At 36.9% G+C, this 15,069-nt stretch carries 16 protein-coding genes; 9 read left to right on the top strand and 7 right to left on the bottom strand.

Annotated elements, in window-relative coordinates; translation table 11 throughout:
- Positions 1-259 precede the first annotated feature (259 nt).
- The 6 genes from T479_RS12835 to T479_RS12810 all read left to right on the top strand — a co-directional run bounded on the left by T479_RS12835 (position 260) and on the right by T479_RS12810 (position 4,613).
- Entirely contained in the window at positions 260-718 is a 459-nt protein-coding gene (locus tag T479_RS12835) for a VOC family protein (protein ID WP_025219835.1), read from the top strand.
- 144 nt (positions 719-862) lie between these two features.
- Positions 863-2,050, top strand: a complete 1,188-nt coding sequence (locus T479_RS12830) for an MFS transporter (RefSeq protein WP_024361021.1) — start codon at positions 863-865, stop codon at positions 2,048-2,050.
- A 135-nt stretch (positions 2,051-2,185) separates the two neighbouring features.
- Positions 2,186-2,875, top strand: a complete 690-nt coding sequence (locus T479_RS12825; protein WP_025219834.1) for a copper amine oxidase N-terminal domain-containing protein — start codon at positions 2,186-2,188, stop codon at positions 2,873-2,875.
- An 18-nt stretch (positions 2,876-2,893) separates the two neighbouring features.
- Positions 2,894-3,133: a hypothetical protein gene (locus tag T479_RS12820; RefSeq protein WP_024361019.1), complete on the top strand. Its 240-nt coding sequence runs from the start codon at positions 2,894-2,896 to the stop codon at positions 3,131-3,133.
- 14 nt (positions 3,134-3,147) lie between these two features.
- Positions 3,148-4,053, top strand: a complete 906-nt coding sequence (locus T479_RS12815) for an FAD:protein FMN transferase (RefSeq protein ID WP_025219833.1) — start codon at positions 3,148-3,150, stop codon at positions 4,051-4,053.
- Positions 4,047-4,613 carry a ferric reductase-like transmembrane domain-containing protein gene (locus T479_RS12810; protein ID WP_024361017.1) on the top strand — a complete coding sequence of 189 codons (567 nt, stop codon included), beginning with the start codon at positions 4,047-4,049 and terminating at the stop codon, positions 4,611-4,613. Before T479_RS12815 ends, T479_RS12810 begins: the two co-directional genes overlap by 7 nt.
- A 68-nt stretch (positions 4,614-4,681) precedes the next feature.
- On the opposite strand, the gene T479_RS12805 is transcribed toward T479_RS12810, so the two are convergent.
- Positions 4,682-5,920 (bottom strand): sensor histidine kinase, encoded by a 1,239-nt coding sequence (locus T479_RS12805; RefSeq protein WP_025219832.1) that lies wholly within the window; start codon positions 5,918-5,920, stop codon positions 4,682-4,684.
- Positions 5,910-6,590: a response regulator transcription factor gene (locus T479_RS12800; RefSeq protein WP_024361015.1), complete on the bottom strand. Its 681-nt coding sequence runs from the start codon at positions 6,588-6,590 to the stop codon at positions 5,910-5,912. Before T479_RS12800 ends, T479_RS12805 begins: the two co-directional genes overlap by 11 nt.
- A gap of 314 nt (positions 6,591-6,904) precedes the next feature.
- Here T479_RS12800 and T479_RS12795 point away from each other — a divergent pair, with 314 nt between their 5' ends.
- Positions 6,905-7,207: an antibiotic biosynthesis monooxygenase family protein gene (locus T479_RS12795; RefSeq protein ID WP_024361014.1), complete on the top strand. Its 303-nt coding sequence runs from the start codon at positions 6,905-6,907 to the stop codon at positions 7,205-7,207.
- Positions 7,208-7,319: 112 nt separating this feature from the next.
- Here the strand turns inward: T479_RS12795 and thiD are convergent, their stop codons facing one another.
- From thiD to crcB (T479_RS12770), 5 genes are all read right to left on the bottom strand, one after another.
- A complete protein-coding gene (thiD, locus tag T479_RS12790) occupies positions 7,320-8,141 on the bottom strand; it encodes a bifunctional hydroxymethylpyrimidine kinase/phosphomethylpyrimidine kinase (RefSeq protein WP_024361013.1) in 822 nt (273 codons plus the stop codon).
- Between the two features lie 221 nt (positions 8,142-8,362).
- On the bottom strand, positions 8,363-9,568 hold the full coding sequence (locus T479_RS12785) for a DUF418 domain-containing protein (protein ID WP_024361012.1): 1,206 nt from the start codon (positions 9,566-9,568) through the stop codon (positions 8,363-8,365).
- A gap of 356 nt (positions 9,569-9,924) precedes the next feature.
- Positions 9,925-10,272, bottom strand: coding sequence for a hypothetical protein (locus tag T479_RS12780; RefSeq protein WP_024361011.1), 348 nt, complete (start codon positions 10,270-10,272; stop codon positions 9,925-9,927).
- The gene (gene crcB, locus T479_RS12775) at positions 10,269-10,631 is read right to left on the bottom strand and encodes a fluoride efflux transporter CrcB (protein ID WP_025219831.1); all 363 of its coding nucleotides are present in this window, start codon (positions 10,629-10,631) and stop codon (positions 10,269-10,271) included. The genes T479_RS12780 and crcB (T479_RS12775) overlap by 4 nt, the downstream gene beginning before the upstream one ends.
- On the bottom strand, positions 10,628-10,990 hold the full coding sequence (crcB, locus tag T479_RS12770; RefSeq protein ID WP_024361009.1) for a fluoride efflux transporter CrcB: 363 nt from the start codon (positions 10,988-10,990) through the stop codon (positions 10,628-10,630). Before crcB (T479_RS12770) ends, crcB (T479_RS12775) begins: the two co-directional genes overlap by 4 nt.
- Before the next feature lie 556 nt (positions 10,991-11,546).
- Between crcB (T479_RS12770) and T479_RS12765 the strand changes: the two genes are divergently transcribed.
- Together T479_RS12765 and T479_RS12760 are read left to right on the top strand one after the other, a co-directional pair.
- Positions 11,547-13,289, top strand: coding sequence for an ABC transporter ATP-binding protein (locus tag T479_RS12765; protein WP_025219830.1), 1,743 nt, complete (start codon positions 11,547-11,549; stop codon positions 13,287-13,289).
- Entirely contained in the window at positions 13,286-15,019 is a 1,734-nt protein-coding gene (locus tag T479_RS12760; protein ID WP_024361007.1) for an ABC transporter ATP-binding protein, read from the top strand. Before T479_RS12765 ends, T479_RS12760 begins: the two co-directional genes overlap by 4 nt.
- The last annotated feature ends 50 nt before the right edge of the window (positions 15,020-15,069 follow it).

Here is a 15,069-nt window from a genome sequence, read left to right as displayed (position 1 = left end):
AGTGTAAGACATTGTGAAAGGTGCTGTTTGACTCCGAATTTTGACATATGTTAAGGGATAGTCACTTTAGATAGTAAATAAAGAGGGAGAGATGGGGCTTTTAAAACCCATCTCTTTATTTTGTTTGACAGTGTAGTAACACATCTGTACGCTAGCAACCCCGCTAATTACTATAAAAAAGCATATTTCATCCTTTTGCACGATTTTCCCTTTTTCAAAAAATAGTATACTTTTGTCATTCATCATAAGGGGAGATCACATGATAAAAGGATTATATGAAGCACATTTACCCGTTAGCGATTTACAACAATCCATTATATTTTATAAAAAGCTAGGGCTTGAATTAGCTTATGTGCAACAGCAATTCGCCTTTTTCTGGATTGTCAAAGGACAAAGTTGGATAGGTTTGTGGGAATGTAAGGAAGCGCAATTAGACTACCATCCGTCTATTCGACATCTCGCTTTTAAAATCGACGAAGAGGATGCAGGACGAGTGAAACAATGGTTACAATCCATTGGCATTGAAATAAAAACAGCATTTGGCTTTACGCCCTCACAACAGCCGCTCGTCTTACCCAATCATCCACATGCCCATGCGGCAATCTATTTTGCCGATCCAGATGGCAATTCTATTGAGCTAATTACGCCATTAAGATTGGATGTTGCTGAAGAATTTCCAATGATGTCTTTAGCAACATGGTACAACAGGGATAAGTAGCGAAAGTGATACATAAATCAAGAATAAAGGAGTTTGCACACGTCGATAAAATACCAGATTTGTAAAATTATATGTACGATTATTTATAATTTTGTTACGATGGATGTTATAAAAATTTAATATTGGGCAACGAGGGGAGACAGCATGTGGGGAAAACGGAATGTTTGGATTATTTTATTAGGTGAATTTGTAGTAGGTCTTGGCTTATGGGCTGGAATTATTGGCAACTTAGCATTTATGCAAAAAGTCGTGCCGTCAGATTTCCATAAATCATTAATTATTTCAATTGGTATATTAGCTGGTCTTGTTGTCGCACCACTCGCAGGGCGGTTGATTGACCAATCAAAGAAAAAAACAGTTATTCAGTTTGCGAGTGTAGGTCGTATTCTAAGTGTGTTCTTTATGTTTATTGCACTGTATACCAACTCTGTAATATGGATGATATTATTTTTAATCACGTTACAAATTGCAGCAGCCTTTTATATGCCTGCTTTACAGTCCATTATACCATTAGTTGTCAAAGATAAAGATTTAATGACTTTGAATGCATGGCAAATGAATGCTCGAACGATTTCAAGAATTGTCGGAACCGCTGCAGCGGGCTTAATGTTAAGCTATTTTGAGTTGAAATGGTTATATATTGTTTCACTAATTGTGTATATTATCATGTATTTTATTACAAATAGTCTAAAGCTAGATGAAGCGGTAAATGTATCTGTCAATGACAAGGAAAAAGGTAGATTTAAGGACGTATACCCGATGCTAAAGGAGCATCCGGTCGTATTAATGACACTCGTTTTAATGTTAATTCCGACATTATTTTTGGGCTCTTTTAATCTGGTCATTATGAAAATCACTGAAATGCATGAGTCCACGACTATTTCCGGTTTATTATATACAGTTGAAGGAATTGGCTTTATGTTAGGGGCTGCGGGGCTCAAATATATTGCTGAGCGCGTCAAAATAGGGACATTATTATTCGGACTTGCATTGATTATTGGCTTAATGGAGCTCATGTTATTGCTAGCGGATAGTACGTTCTTTGCTTTATTAACATTCGGACTATTTGGTTTTTCTGTCGGTTGCTTTTTCCCAACAACGATGGTGATTTTTCAAAAACAAGTACCGAAAGAATACCACGGGCGATTCTTTTCCTTCCGCAATATGATTGACTCGGTTGTGTTCCAAATTGTGCTGTTGTCAACAGGTATGATGCTCGATTTAATCGGCTTAAGTGGAATGGGTATTGTTTTTGGTATGATTAGTTTAAGTTTAACCGTAACTTTTTTCCTTTTCTCGAAGAAAAGAAAGGTGATTTTACACGCACATTAAGCGTTACAATGACAAGTTATTTCTATTTACAGGTCAATCTGTATGTGGAAATAGCTTTTTTTGTTTTTTATATGGGAAAATTCAGTTTCCTATCATTTTCATGTCCTACTATTAATGATGGAAGGAGTGAAGGAAATGAAAAACAAAAAAATAAGTGTAGCAGTTAGTTTATTGGTAGTAGGTTTATTAACGAATGGCATGCAGGCTAAGGCAGATGATGACGATTATGATCACGATGGTTATGAACATGAAAAGTATGAAAAATACGATGACCATGATGACGACTATGATCATAATGATGATGATGACTATGATTATGAGTATGAAGATGAGTATGAAGATGATTATGACGACGATGATGATCAATACGAAAATTATGATACAACGAACGTTGTGAATGAAAAAGGGAAATGGAATATATGGACAAGATCCGTTGTTGTCGATAAAGAAGCACTACCTTTTACGGATTCAAAACAAGTTGTATTAAAAGTAACAGGCACAAATAAAGAGGTAAACTTGTTTGCAATGCCAAAAGACGGAGAAATATTTGTACCTGGCAAGACAGTGGCAAAGCTATTAGGTGCAACAGCGACTTATTACAAAACAAGTGAAATATTGGTTATTCAAAACGCCAATCATGAACTTATTTATCGCGCAGGGAAAAATGTTGCTTACGATAACGATGTAAAAACACCATTACCTGCACATGCTTTTTATTTAAATAATGAGCTTTATTTACCGATTAGTGCCATAACAAATGGCTTAGGCTTTATCGCCGAATGGCAAGAGGAAAATCAACAGTTTGTCTGTCAACCATTAAATTAGATAGGAGCGTGGAGAACGATGAAAGATCCAAAAAAAGCAAAATGGTTATTAGGCGCATCGGGTGTACTTATTTCTGCTGCATTACTATCACAATTTAATGACACATCGCAAGCTGAAACAACTGATGCTCAATTTTCTAAAATAGAAGAGAAGGCCATGACAAAGAAAGAGAAAGAGCTTGTCCAGCTTGATTGGACAAATTTTGAAATAACAAAACAAACAGCAGTCAAAAGTGAGCGCAAAACGAAAAGAACTTGATAGGGATGATGACAGTGGATACATTGACATTACAAGTAATGAATACGGAATTTTATCTAGCTATAGCAAAGAGTAACAAAACGAATTGGAAAGAAAAAGCTGAAAAGTGGCTTCGTTATGTAGCGCAAGAGTGGTCGAGGTTTGGCACGAACAATGAACTATGGCAATTGAATAATTTGGAAATCGGGCAAACATTACAAGTAAGTGACGACCTCTACGATTGTTTGGTGCAGGCCAATGACTATTATCTTCGTACAAATGGTTTATTTTCACCGTATTTAAAATTACAACTTGAACAACATGGCTACAATCAATCTTTTCCGTTTACCTCAATTGAAAAGGAGGCAATGTACAACCAATCTATTATAGCAGGTAATCCTTTTCGGTTTTTAAGCAATCAACAAGTTATGAAAATAGCACAGCAAGAAATTGATTTAGGGGGTTTTGCAAAAGGCTATGCTATTGAAAAATTAGCGCAATGGCTTGAGGCGGAGATAGCTCCTGAATACGGCTTAATAGATGGGGGTGGGGATATGAAAATGTGGTCGTCAGGTGAAAAAATATGGACGATTGGTGTTGCCGATCCCTATGATGTGGACAAAGAAATAAGCTCTATAAAAATGGCTTCGGGCGCTATTGCTACCTCTAATCGAATTTATAGAAGTTGGACCCAAGGAGAAAACAGGAAGCATCATTTATTAAATGGTCAAACAGGAAACGTTGCGATCACGGATGTAATACAAGCAACGGTCGTAACATCATCATTATGTGATGCAGAAGTTGGAGCAAAACTTTGCTTTTTAGTGGATGAGACCAAACAGCAACAATGGCTTGAAGCAATATGCGACCGCAGTGCACGTTTTATTGTAAAAGAAAATCAAGCAGGTTACTGGGCAATGACGGGGGAGAAAGTATGTTAACAAGTACATGGGAATGGATTCGGTTATTAGGGTTTTTAGCATATTTTTATTTTACAGTGTCTATTGTATTTGGTTTGTTAAGAAAATCAACGTTTGTCAAATCACATAAAAATTTAATTTACCAAGTTCATCAAAACGCGGGGTGGTTAGGTCTAATAACCGTTGTTGCGCATATGTTCGTGCTCATCATCGATAACTACCAGCCCTATGCATTAGTGGAAGTGCTACTCCCTTTTTCATCTCATTATCAACCGATTGCCTCAGGACTTGGGATAATTGCTTTTTACTTATTTTTATTAGTACTATTAACTTCAGATTTATGGTTGAAATCGATGAATCGCTCAATATGGAAATCGATCCACTTTCTCGTATTGCCAGCTTGGCTCCTATCTCTTTTACACGGCATACTTATTGGGAGTGATACAGACAACATATATATCCTGCTGTTCTATTTTACGTCCGCAGGTTGTGTGCTCTCAATATTGATAGCAAGAATGGTCAGCCAAGGAAGGAAGACAAAAGACAAAACAGTACCACAAGCATTAAGGAGCTCAAAATAAAAGCATCAGCTTATTTCTTGAGAGGAAATAAGCTGATGCTGTTGCTTTTTAAGCCAATTTAAGAAATGTTATTGAACGGGAAATTCAATATAAAACGTTGAACCTTTTCCTACAGTACTCGTAACATAAATTTTTCCTCCATGCTGTTCTACAATCGCTTGTGCAATGGCAAGACCTAACCCTGTCCCATTGCGTTGACGTGAAGTGTCACTGCGGTAAAAGCGTTCAAACACCATGGCAAGTTCCTGCTCTGGTATACCGATACCACTATCTGCTAGAGCAATCGTGATAAGGTTTGCTTGTTTTGAAAGTGTCAATGTAATCTGACCTTGCTTTGTATAGGCAATAGCATTATCTAATAGGATATAAAGCAGTTCTTGTATTTTTGTTGCATCGCCAAGTAGTTCAATGTTTTCTTCTATTTGTGTGCAAAATTGAATGGATTCGGGCATAATTTTCTGAAATTTAGTACTGATTTTTTCAAGCATAGTAGATAGCTGTAATACTTCTTGATGAGCTAAGCCCTGCTGTTGATCGTGGCGCGCTAAAAATAATAGTTTATCAAGCAGTGCTTTCATTAATTGGGCCTCATCTTTTAAATCTGTAATTAACTCTTTGCCAAAAGGAGTTAAATGCTTTGCTTCCTCAAGTTCTAAAATATCGAGTGAACTATAAAAAATACTAAGTGGTGTGCGCAATTCATGAGAGGCATCCGAAACAAACTTTTTTTGTTTATCAAATGACCATTGAATAGGAACCATCGCTTTGCCAGCCATGTAGTAGCTCAGTAATCCGATTAAAATCGTTGAAATACACGCTAATAGTAGCAGTAACTCACTTGCTTTTTGAAAAAAGTGATGTTGTGTTGTTACAGATTTCCCAATCAGTATATAACCGACTACTTTTTCATGATAGCTAATCGGTTTTTTGAGTACAAGAAAATGCTGTTCTTTCCATTCGAAACGACGTACGACATCGTGAACTTGACGGTCTGGCGAAAAGGCTTTTTCTACTTGTGTTTTAAGCCCTCTAACAGATTCATCCCCATGGATAAATTGATGATCGTTTGTATAGATATAATAAAAATAATTCCGATTTGGATCATAGCTCACGGTTTTTTTGTTGTCATTTGCATATTCAAAATAATCATGTTCCTGTTTTATATAAAACGCTTCTAATTCTTGTATTTGTTGATTTTCCATCAATTTAACGAGAGAAAAATAAAGAACAATAATAAACAGCGAAAACAATAAAAAATAGAGTGTGGCATACAAATAAGATAATTTTTTTCTGGTTTTATGAAACATGAGATTCCCTCAATTTATAGCCAATGCCCCGCACATTTTGAATGCGTGATTTGACTTGCCCATCATCAATTTTTTTCCGAACAAGCTTTACTAAAGCATCTAATGAATTGTTGGATACATCATAATCATAGCCCCAAATATAAATGCATATTTGTTCTCTCGTTAGAACACGACCTTTATTTAAAAATAAATATTCAAGAAGCAAAAATTCATTTTTAGTTAATTCTACTTCGGTATTATTAAGCAAAAAAGTCCGCGCATCGACTTGTAAGGTTAAATTATCTACTCTGACAACTTGCTCAATCACTTTATTTTTTCTACGCAGTAATGCCCGCACCCTTGCTAACAGTTCCTCCATCTTAAAGGGTTTTACTAAATAATCGTCAGCGCCACTATCAAGTCCTGTAATGATATCTTCTGTATCGTCCTTGGCAGTTAGCATTAAAATACTGCCATTAAAGCCACTTTGTCGTAACTGCTGACAAACAGCAATACCACTTAGCTGAGGCATCATCCAATCTAAAATCACTAAATCGTACTGTTCAGAAAATGTATTGTTCAGGGCATCTTGTCCATTATCGACAGATGCTACATGGTGGAATTCTTTTTTTAAAATATGAACAATATTTTTACGTAGTCGACTATCATCTTCTGCCAGTAATATTTTCATTTTAGTTCCCTCCTGTTTCCATATTCAAATTATTATACTATGCTAAAATGAAGGCAAACTGAAAAAATAGTATATCATCTTGTTTTTTTCACATTTAGCTATCTTTAGTGTGAACCACCAAGTAAATTGAATCAATAGAGATGGCTATCGCTTAATGACTAAAAGTTAGTTCTATAGTACATACCTCCATTATAAAGGGTAGTACTACAATGTATACTAGCGGAAGTTTGCAAAACTGCCACGACATAGCTTATTGAAATTAAATGGATAGGATTTTTTATACAATAGTCGTGAAAGAGGAGGGGGAGTAAAGGATGGATAGTTATTATGCAGTTATTTTCACATCACAACGGACGGATGACGACAACGAAGGATATGCCAAAATGGCGGATGCCATTGAAGTATTAGCAAAACAGCAGTCAGGTTTTCTTCGTGTGGCAAGTACAAGAAATGCCGAGGGGCAGGGGATTACTGTATCGTATTGGGAATCGTTAGAGGCGATTCAACAGTGGAAAAACAATGCACAACATGTTGTAGCACAACAACTAGGGAAAGAAAAATGGTACAGTCATTATCATGTAGAAATATGCCAAGTTATGCGTGCATATTCTTTTTAAGATATTAGCATTTCGTCTTCAACGATAGCACAAATAAAAAAATCCGCTGAGCCTGCAAAAGGCTCCACACGGATTTTTTTTGCTTTTAATAACGATAAGCCATGTTCCATTATTACGAGTATCGAGTTACTGTAATATCATGTTCACCAAACGCTTTATAGGCACGATGGTCAATAGCTCCAGCAACCGTTTCAAACGGTATAGCTCGACGAATGCCAGCAGTAACAAACTTTTTAGCTTGAATAACAGCCTCTTCAACACTTAAACCTTGTGCTAAGCCAGCAGTGATCGCGGCAGAATATGAACAACCTGCTCCATTTGTATGGATAGTATCAATACGTGGGGCTTCCAATGTTACCATGCGTACGCCATCATATAATACATCTGTTGCTGGACCATCGAGACGACCACCTTTTACGAGTACAAATTGCGTGCCAAGCTTATGTAAATCACGGGCAGCATCCTGTAAATCAGTGGCAGTCGTCAATTTTTTACCACCGAGCAAATATTCTGCTTCAGGCATATTAGGGGTCATAATTGTTGCATGCGGTAATAGTTTATCCTTTAAAGAAGACATGGCACCTTCTTCCATTAATGCAGTTCCTACTTTACCGAACATAACGGGGTCAATAACGACATGTTTGACCTGAACAGTAGAGAGCCAGTCTGACACAAGCTCAATGATATCTTTGGTGAATAGCATCCCTGTTTTTAAAGCATCTATGCCAATTTGCGTTGCAATCGTATGGAGCTGTGCCTCAATAACGTCTAACGATTGCGTAAAAACGCCTTGATTAGTACGAGGATGTGTTGCTACAAAGGCCGTAATGGCAGAAGTGCCGTACACCCCTAGTTCTTGGAAAGTTTTTAAATCTGCTTGAATACCAGCTCCGCCACGTGCGGCAGAACCGGCAATTGTCAGTGTTTTTTTCATGTTTAGTGTACTCCTCATCTTTTACGTGAAAGCTAGTTGACGATGACTTAAAAGTAATTCTATATTACTTTATTGTAATAATAATTGTCGTTATTTTGAAATAGCCAGAAAGTAGAGTTTTTATAATGTCAGTTTAAAGATAAAGCAAAAAATTAAAACATGTATGTGCTAGCCATTAGGAAGAACATACATGTTTTAATGGCGCTATGCAATCAAAGGGATTACGTTAATTTTTGTAGATGGCGTTTCACAGGGATATTGCCAAGTTTACGCCAGATGGTTTCAACTGGACCTTGTTTATATTTTCGTAACCATAAAGTAGAAAATACAATCATAAACAACGTAATGCCTAGCCAAGATGCGTGGATTAATGGTTGACTATAATGGTTGGATAGGCCGAGTCCCCAATTATAGAACAAAAAGGATGCAATGATATTTTGCGCGATATAGCATGTAAGTGCCATTTTGCCAACATTACTAATATAATGTTGGGTTTTAACGAACTTTTGATGGCGGGCGATTAAAAAGACAAGACCGAGATAACCCAGTGATAAAACAGGGGCAAAAACATAGCGGTCTAAAACGACAAATTGAGTACTAAAAAACGATAGTGCATTTAATGGGATACCAATACCTAATCCAATCCATAGTAGGCGGTTTTGCAGTCGAATGCCGTGTTCATCCATTTTCAATAAACCTTTTCTGACGAGGAAGACACCCAGTAAAAATAAGAAAACATTCATTGGTAAAATCATAATCGCTTCTGAGCGTAAAACCCAAAAATGTTCTAGTCTGTATACAACTTGCTCCCACCATGAAAATCCAGCTATCTCAAGCAATTGATTTTCCTGACGAACTAATGCTGCTTGTTCAGCAATACTACTACGATTAGCACTTATATTGGCATATGGATTGTTTGGAAACAATGTTCGTGCAAGTTGAGTCGTCATAATTTTGTCCATAAGAAAACCTTCTACGACTTGGTGAAAAAGGTGAATACTAGCTGCAATAAACATACAAATTTTCATGACTCGCTCTGAGCGTTGAATAATAAATGCAACGAGGATACCTGTTAGGGAATAACTCATTAATACATCAAATTCAAAAACAAATATAAAATGAAGAACCCCATCTAAAAAAAGCAATATCATAGACCATAGGTACAGTTTAAACCAAGGGAGCCCCCTATTTTGGAAACTAGCATATTTCAATTGCATGCCAATGCCGAACATAATCGTTAATAAGCCAAGAAATTTCCCGTTCGTTAAATAATCTGAAAACTTAGATATATATGAACCAATCCTTGAAATATCAGTTTCATCTAAATCGACTGAATAGCCGGCTGACCCAAAAATCCAAATATTCGTTCCCAGTGTGCCAATTATGGCTAGTCCTCTCGCAACATCCAATAATTTTATTCTTTCCATCAAAACACCTCTCAAAAATGTTTATATAGAACGAAATGATAACGATTTTCATCGCGTTCTCATAAATAATAAACGAGTATAGATTAGGAAGGTTCCGATAAAATGAGCATTTTAGTGGATTGAAATAGCATAATATAGTTTTTATGAGGGTAAAAGGCAAGCATGTCATAAAAAAATAGCTTGTTTGTGACGGTCAATCGATTGCAAAGATAGAGGTTGGAGGAGAAGATTATTACAGAGAACGCGCAAGCAAGTTGCGGCTTATATACTTACCTTGCCAAAGCGGCAAATAGTACAGTAAAAAAGTGTTAGATGATTTGCTGAATCTAACACTTTCTTTGTATTGTCTAACGCTTTTAGAACATCTGCGGTAATAGCTCATTTATAAATTGACGATTTTTACGTAGCCAAATTTTTAAAATGATACGATGCGTTAAAAGCTGATGTCTTTTGTTGGGCCTGTTTTTTGCTTCTAGTAAACTCTCGAGTAATAGGCACGTTTCGGTAGCGTAATTATTAGGTTCTACTAGTACATCAAGCTTATAATCTATTAAGTGCGCTGCTTGCACCTTTGCGAGTAATTTGGCAAATAGAGTCGTCATTTCTTGGTAAGCTTCATCAAGTTCTAAGTCAATTAATGTATATAATGTATGTTCAATTTCAGCCTCTAAAGCTTGAAGCTGCTCGATTGTGGGTTGTGTCAAAAAATCACCTCTAATGTTTTAAGGACGCCCTGCATAAGGGAAAGCCCTAGTGCTGCAAAGAGCAATCCGACAATTACAGTACTACAAATATAACGGAACGCTAGATGCCATTGTTTCTTTTCGATTAGTTGCAATGTTTCAAAACCAAATGTTGAAAACGTTGTATAAGCACCTAAAAAGCCAATTCCTAAGAAATGCCATAGTGCATCACTTAGATGTGCACCAACTAACAGACCGAGTACAAAGGAACCTGTTATGTTGATGACAAAGGTAGCCCAAGGATATGTACTAACAATCCATTTACCTAAGTAAAACCTTGCTAATGCACCTAAAAATCCGCCTATTCCAACTAATATCATTGCGTCCGCCTCCTTGCAAGTCGAGCACCTAGCCAAGCGCATACTAGACCACCGAACACACTCATCAAACAATAGGCGAGTGCTTGTCCCCATTTACTATTTTCCAACAGTAAAAGTGTCTCTACAGAAAAGGTCGAGAAGGTAGTAAAGGCTCCTAAAAAGCCTGTACCAATGCCGAGTACAAGGGGCGTGCGGTTAGTAAAGGTGGTGAAAAGGAAGGCTAAACAAAAACAACCAACTAAATTAATGCAAAGTGTTGAAAATGGAAAGACCGCCGTATTTGCAGCTAGCATACTAATATAATAGCGGGAAATAGCGCCTAAACATCCTCCTAAGCCAATTGCAACAAATATTTTCAATGTCAAAGACTCCTTTATTTTTAGACCGAGTATAGATAATAAGATTCACCGCATGCCTTTATATTGTATCAAGCACAAAAGCAGGATGGTAGTTTTTTAAAGTTTGTTATGATAAAAGCTATTTTCTTGCGAATAAAGCAATTCACTACTTTAAAGCGTTAATTATTTCCTGTAATATATAAAAAATAACAGTTTGAATGTTGACAATTATTTCAATTATATGATAATCTTCAATAACACTATAACAAACCAAACAAAGGAGGGCATGACAATGATGATTTTATCCGTACGATACAAAAGCACAGCTGCATACATTGTCCATGTCTAACATTGTTATTTTTTATGCAATGAAAGGTATGGGTACACCTTACCTTTTATAAGAGACGCATGCTCTTTTCAGGGGATGCGTCTTTTTTATTGCAAAAAAAGGTGATAGTGAACAGAAAAAGGAGTGTATGTGTATGCAAAACATCACAAGGAAATTAATTTTCAATAAGGAATTGCTAGATAGTGGGTAGCGAAGATGTAAAGCATTTAGGAAAGAAGGTATTGAAGTATGTTTGATGTATTAAGTAAATTAAGTTGGTTTTTTAAGCAATATTGGAAGCAATATACCATAGCTATTGTACTCTTAATCATTGCGAGTGGATTAGAGGTTATTCCACCGTATTTACTAGGGTCTATTATTGATATTTTAACTGCAGGCACAATGACAACAGCTATTTTAACGAAATATTTGTTGATTTTTGCGACTATTATTGTTGGCGGTTATGTCTTGAATTTTGTTTGGCAATTTCGATTATTTGAAGGTGCCATTAATTTAGAGAAAATGTTACGTCGCAATTTAATGCAACATTTTTTGCGTATGACACCGACATTTTATGAAAAAAATCGCACTGGTGATTTGATGGCACGAGCTACAAATGATTTAAACGCCGTGTCACTAACTGCGGGCTTTGGAATCATGACACTGATAGACTCGACGATATATATGGGCTGTATTATTTTTGCAATGGGTTATATGATTTCGTGGAAGTTAACGTTTTTTGCCATGTTGCCAGTGCCCGTTATGGCTATTCTTATTCAATATTTAGGGAAAATTGTGCATGAACGGTATATGAAAGCGCAGGACGCCTTTGGTGAATTAAATGATAGTGTCCTTGAGTCAGTAGCAGGTGTTCGAGTTGTAAGGGCATATGTACAAGAAAAAAAGGACGAAGCAAACTTTGCGGCAATGAGTGAAGTCGTTTATGAAAAAAATATGCATACGGCAAAAATCAACGCTTTATTTGGACCCATCACGAAAGTAGGGACAGGGATTAGTTATGTTGTGGCACTTGGCTACGGTGCACATTTAGTATCGACTGAGGCGATGTCATTAGGGCAACTTGTAACATTTACTGTCTATTTAGGATTAGCGGTTTGGCCAATTTTTGCGATTGGGGAACTTATTAATGTGATGCAGCAAGGAAATGCCTCATTAGACCGTGTACAGGAAACGTTACGCTATAAAGCGGATGTACAAAATAGTGCAACACCGCAAGCTGTAGCAACGCCAAATGCAATCGGGTTCAACGATTTATCTTTCCAGTATCCAATGAGCCATGTGAAAAACTTGGAACGTATTTCATTGTCGCTAAAAAAGGGGCAAACACTTGGTATTGTTGGAAAGACAGGTGCTGGGAAAACAACCTTCTTACGACAGCTGCTACGTGAGTATCCAATTGGAGAAGGTCAGTTGTCCATTGATGGCATTGATATTACGGCTCAAACAAAAGAGCAGTTACTCGATTGGATCGGCTATGTGCCGCAGGATCATGTATTATTCTCCCGAACAATTCGAGAAAATATTTTATTTGGAAAAGAAGATGCTACAGAAGAAGAGCTGAAACAAGCGATTCATGCAGCCTATTTTGAAAAAGATTTAGCCCATCTCCCAATGGGGCTTGAAACACTTGTTGGAGAAAAAGGGGTATCACTTTCAGGAGGTCAAAAGCAACGTGTATCAATTGCGCGGGCACTCATTAAAGACCCTGAAATTTTAATCCTTGATGATTCACTTTCAGCGGTAGACGCTAAAACGGAAGCTAAAATCATCGAAAATATTCAGCGTGAACGACAGGATCGAACGACGATTATTACAACCCATCGATTATCGGGAATTCAACATGCCGATATGATTATTGTGCTTGATGAAGGACAAATAGTAGAACAGGGAACACATGAACAGCTCCTTTCACAACAAGGCTGGTATAAAGAACAATTCGACCGTCAGCAGCTAGAAGGGGGTGCCTCATGAGTACGAGTCAACGCTTAACACGCTATGCAATGTATTTTAAAAAACCAATATTTTTAGGGTTATTTTTCTTAACCATTGCTGTCTTTACCGAACTTGTCGGGCCATTTATTGCAAAGCATATCATCGATAATTATATGACGATCGGTCAAATAGAAATTAAACCGATTACGTGGTTGTTACTATTGTATTTAATTTTGGCGATTGCTACAGCGGTTTTACGTTACTTTATGTATATTTATTTACAAATGGGCGCAAATCGTGTTGTTCAAAAATTACGTAAAGATGTATTTGAACATATTCAAACGTTACCGATTCAATATTTTGATAATTTACCAGCAGGGAAAATTGTTGCGCGTGTAACCAATGATACCGAGGCAGTCCGCAATTTATATGTCCAGGTGCTATCAAATTTTGTGACAAGTTTAATTTCAATTATCGGTGTATATGTAGCGCTGTTTATTTTAAATTGGCAAATGGCGTTACTGGCATTAGTCATGGTGCCTATCATTTATGTATGGATGATTTTATATCGGAAATTTGCATCGAAATACAATGATGTTATTCGCACAAAGATTGCAGATATCAATGCGATGATCAATGAATCCATTCAAGGTATGACAATTATTCAAGCATTCCGACGTGAGCAACAAATGACGAAGGAATTTGATGATATGAATAATGAACACTATGCCTATGAGCGTAAACTATTAGTGCTCGATTCGGCGACTTCATTTAACTTAGTGAATACGTTAAGGCTTTTAATGTTTACGATTTTTATTTTCTATTTTGGGACCCAATCGATGACGACAACGCAAATTATTTCAGCAGGGACTTTATATGCTTTTGTCGATTACTTAACAAAACTCTTCAATCCAATCACCAATATTGTGAATCAATTTTCGCAGCTTGAACGCTCGCTGATTGCAGGGAAGCGGGTGTTTGAGGTGTTAGATATAGATGGAGAGCCCGTATCTGAAGTAAGTCTACCAAGATATAAAGGCAATGTCGTGTTTGAGGATGTTTCCTTTGCCTACAAAAACGATGACTATGTTTTGAAAAACTTAACATTTGAAGCACATCAAGGAGAAACAATTGCACTTGTAGGTCATACGGGCTCTGGAAAAAGTTCGATTATGAATTTATTATTCCGCTTCTATGACCCATCTAAAGGCAAGATTTCGATTGATGGTATAGATATTACAACGGTTGCTCGTCAATCTATGCGTGAGCATATGGGGATTGTTTTACAGGACCCTTATTTATTTACCGGTACGATTGCGTCCAATGTGAGTTTAAATAACCCGAAAATCTCTCGACAAAAAGTGGAAGATTCTTTAAGAGCCGTTGGAGGGGATCGCGTGCTTGCAAATTTACCAAAGGGTTATGATGAACCAGTGATTGAAAAAGGAAGTACATTATCTTCTGGTCAGCGACAATTAATATCTTTTGCACGTGCATTAGCCTTTGATCCAGCCATTTTAATCTTAGATGAAGCAACGTCAAATATTGACACTGAGACAGAAGAAATTATTCAACATGCAATGGATGTACTAAAAAAGGGGCGCACAACATTCATTATTGCCCACCGTCTGTCAACAATTAAAAATGCGGATCGAATACTTGTCTTAGATCGTGGAAATATTGTGGAGCGTGGTACCCATGATGAGCTATTAGCACACGGTGGAATTTATGAAAAAATGTATCAAATGCAAGCGAACTCTTTGCAGTAAAAGTAAGGACAACGCCCCACTTTTCTAAGTGGGGCGATAATCTTTATTAA

Origin of the sequence: Lysinibacillus sphaericus (genome assembly GCF_000600105.1) — a bacterium.
Lineage (GTDB): Bacteria > Bacillota > Bacilli > Bacillales_A > Planococcaceae > Lysinibacillus > Lysinibacillus sphaericus.
The sequence above is the reverse complement of the archived record's forward strand: the minus strand, read 5'-3'. Positions and strand labels throughout refer to the sequence as shown.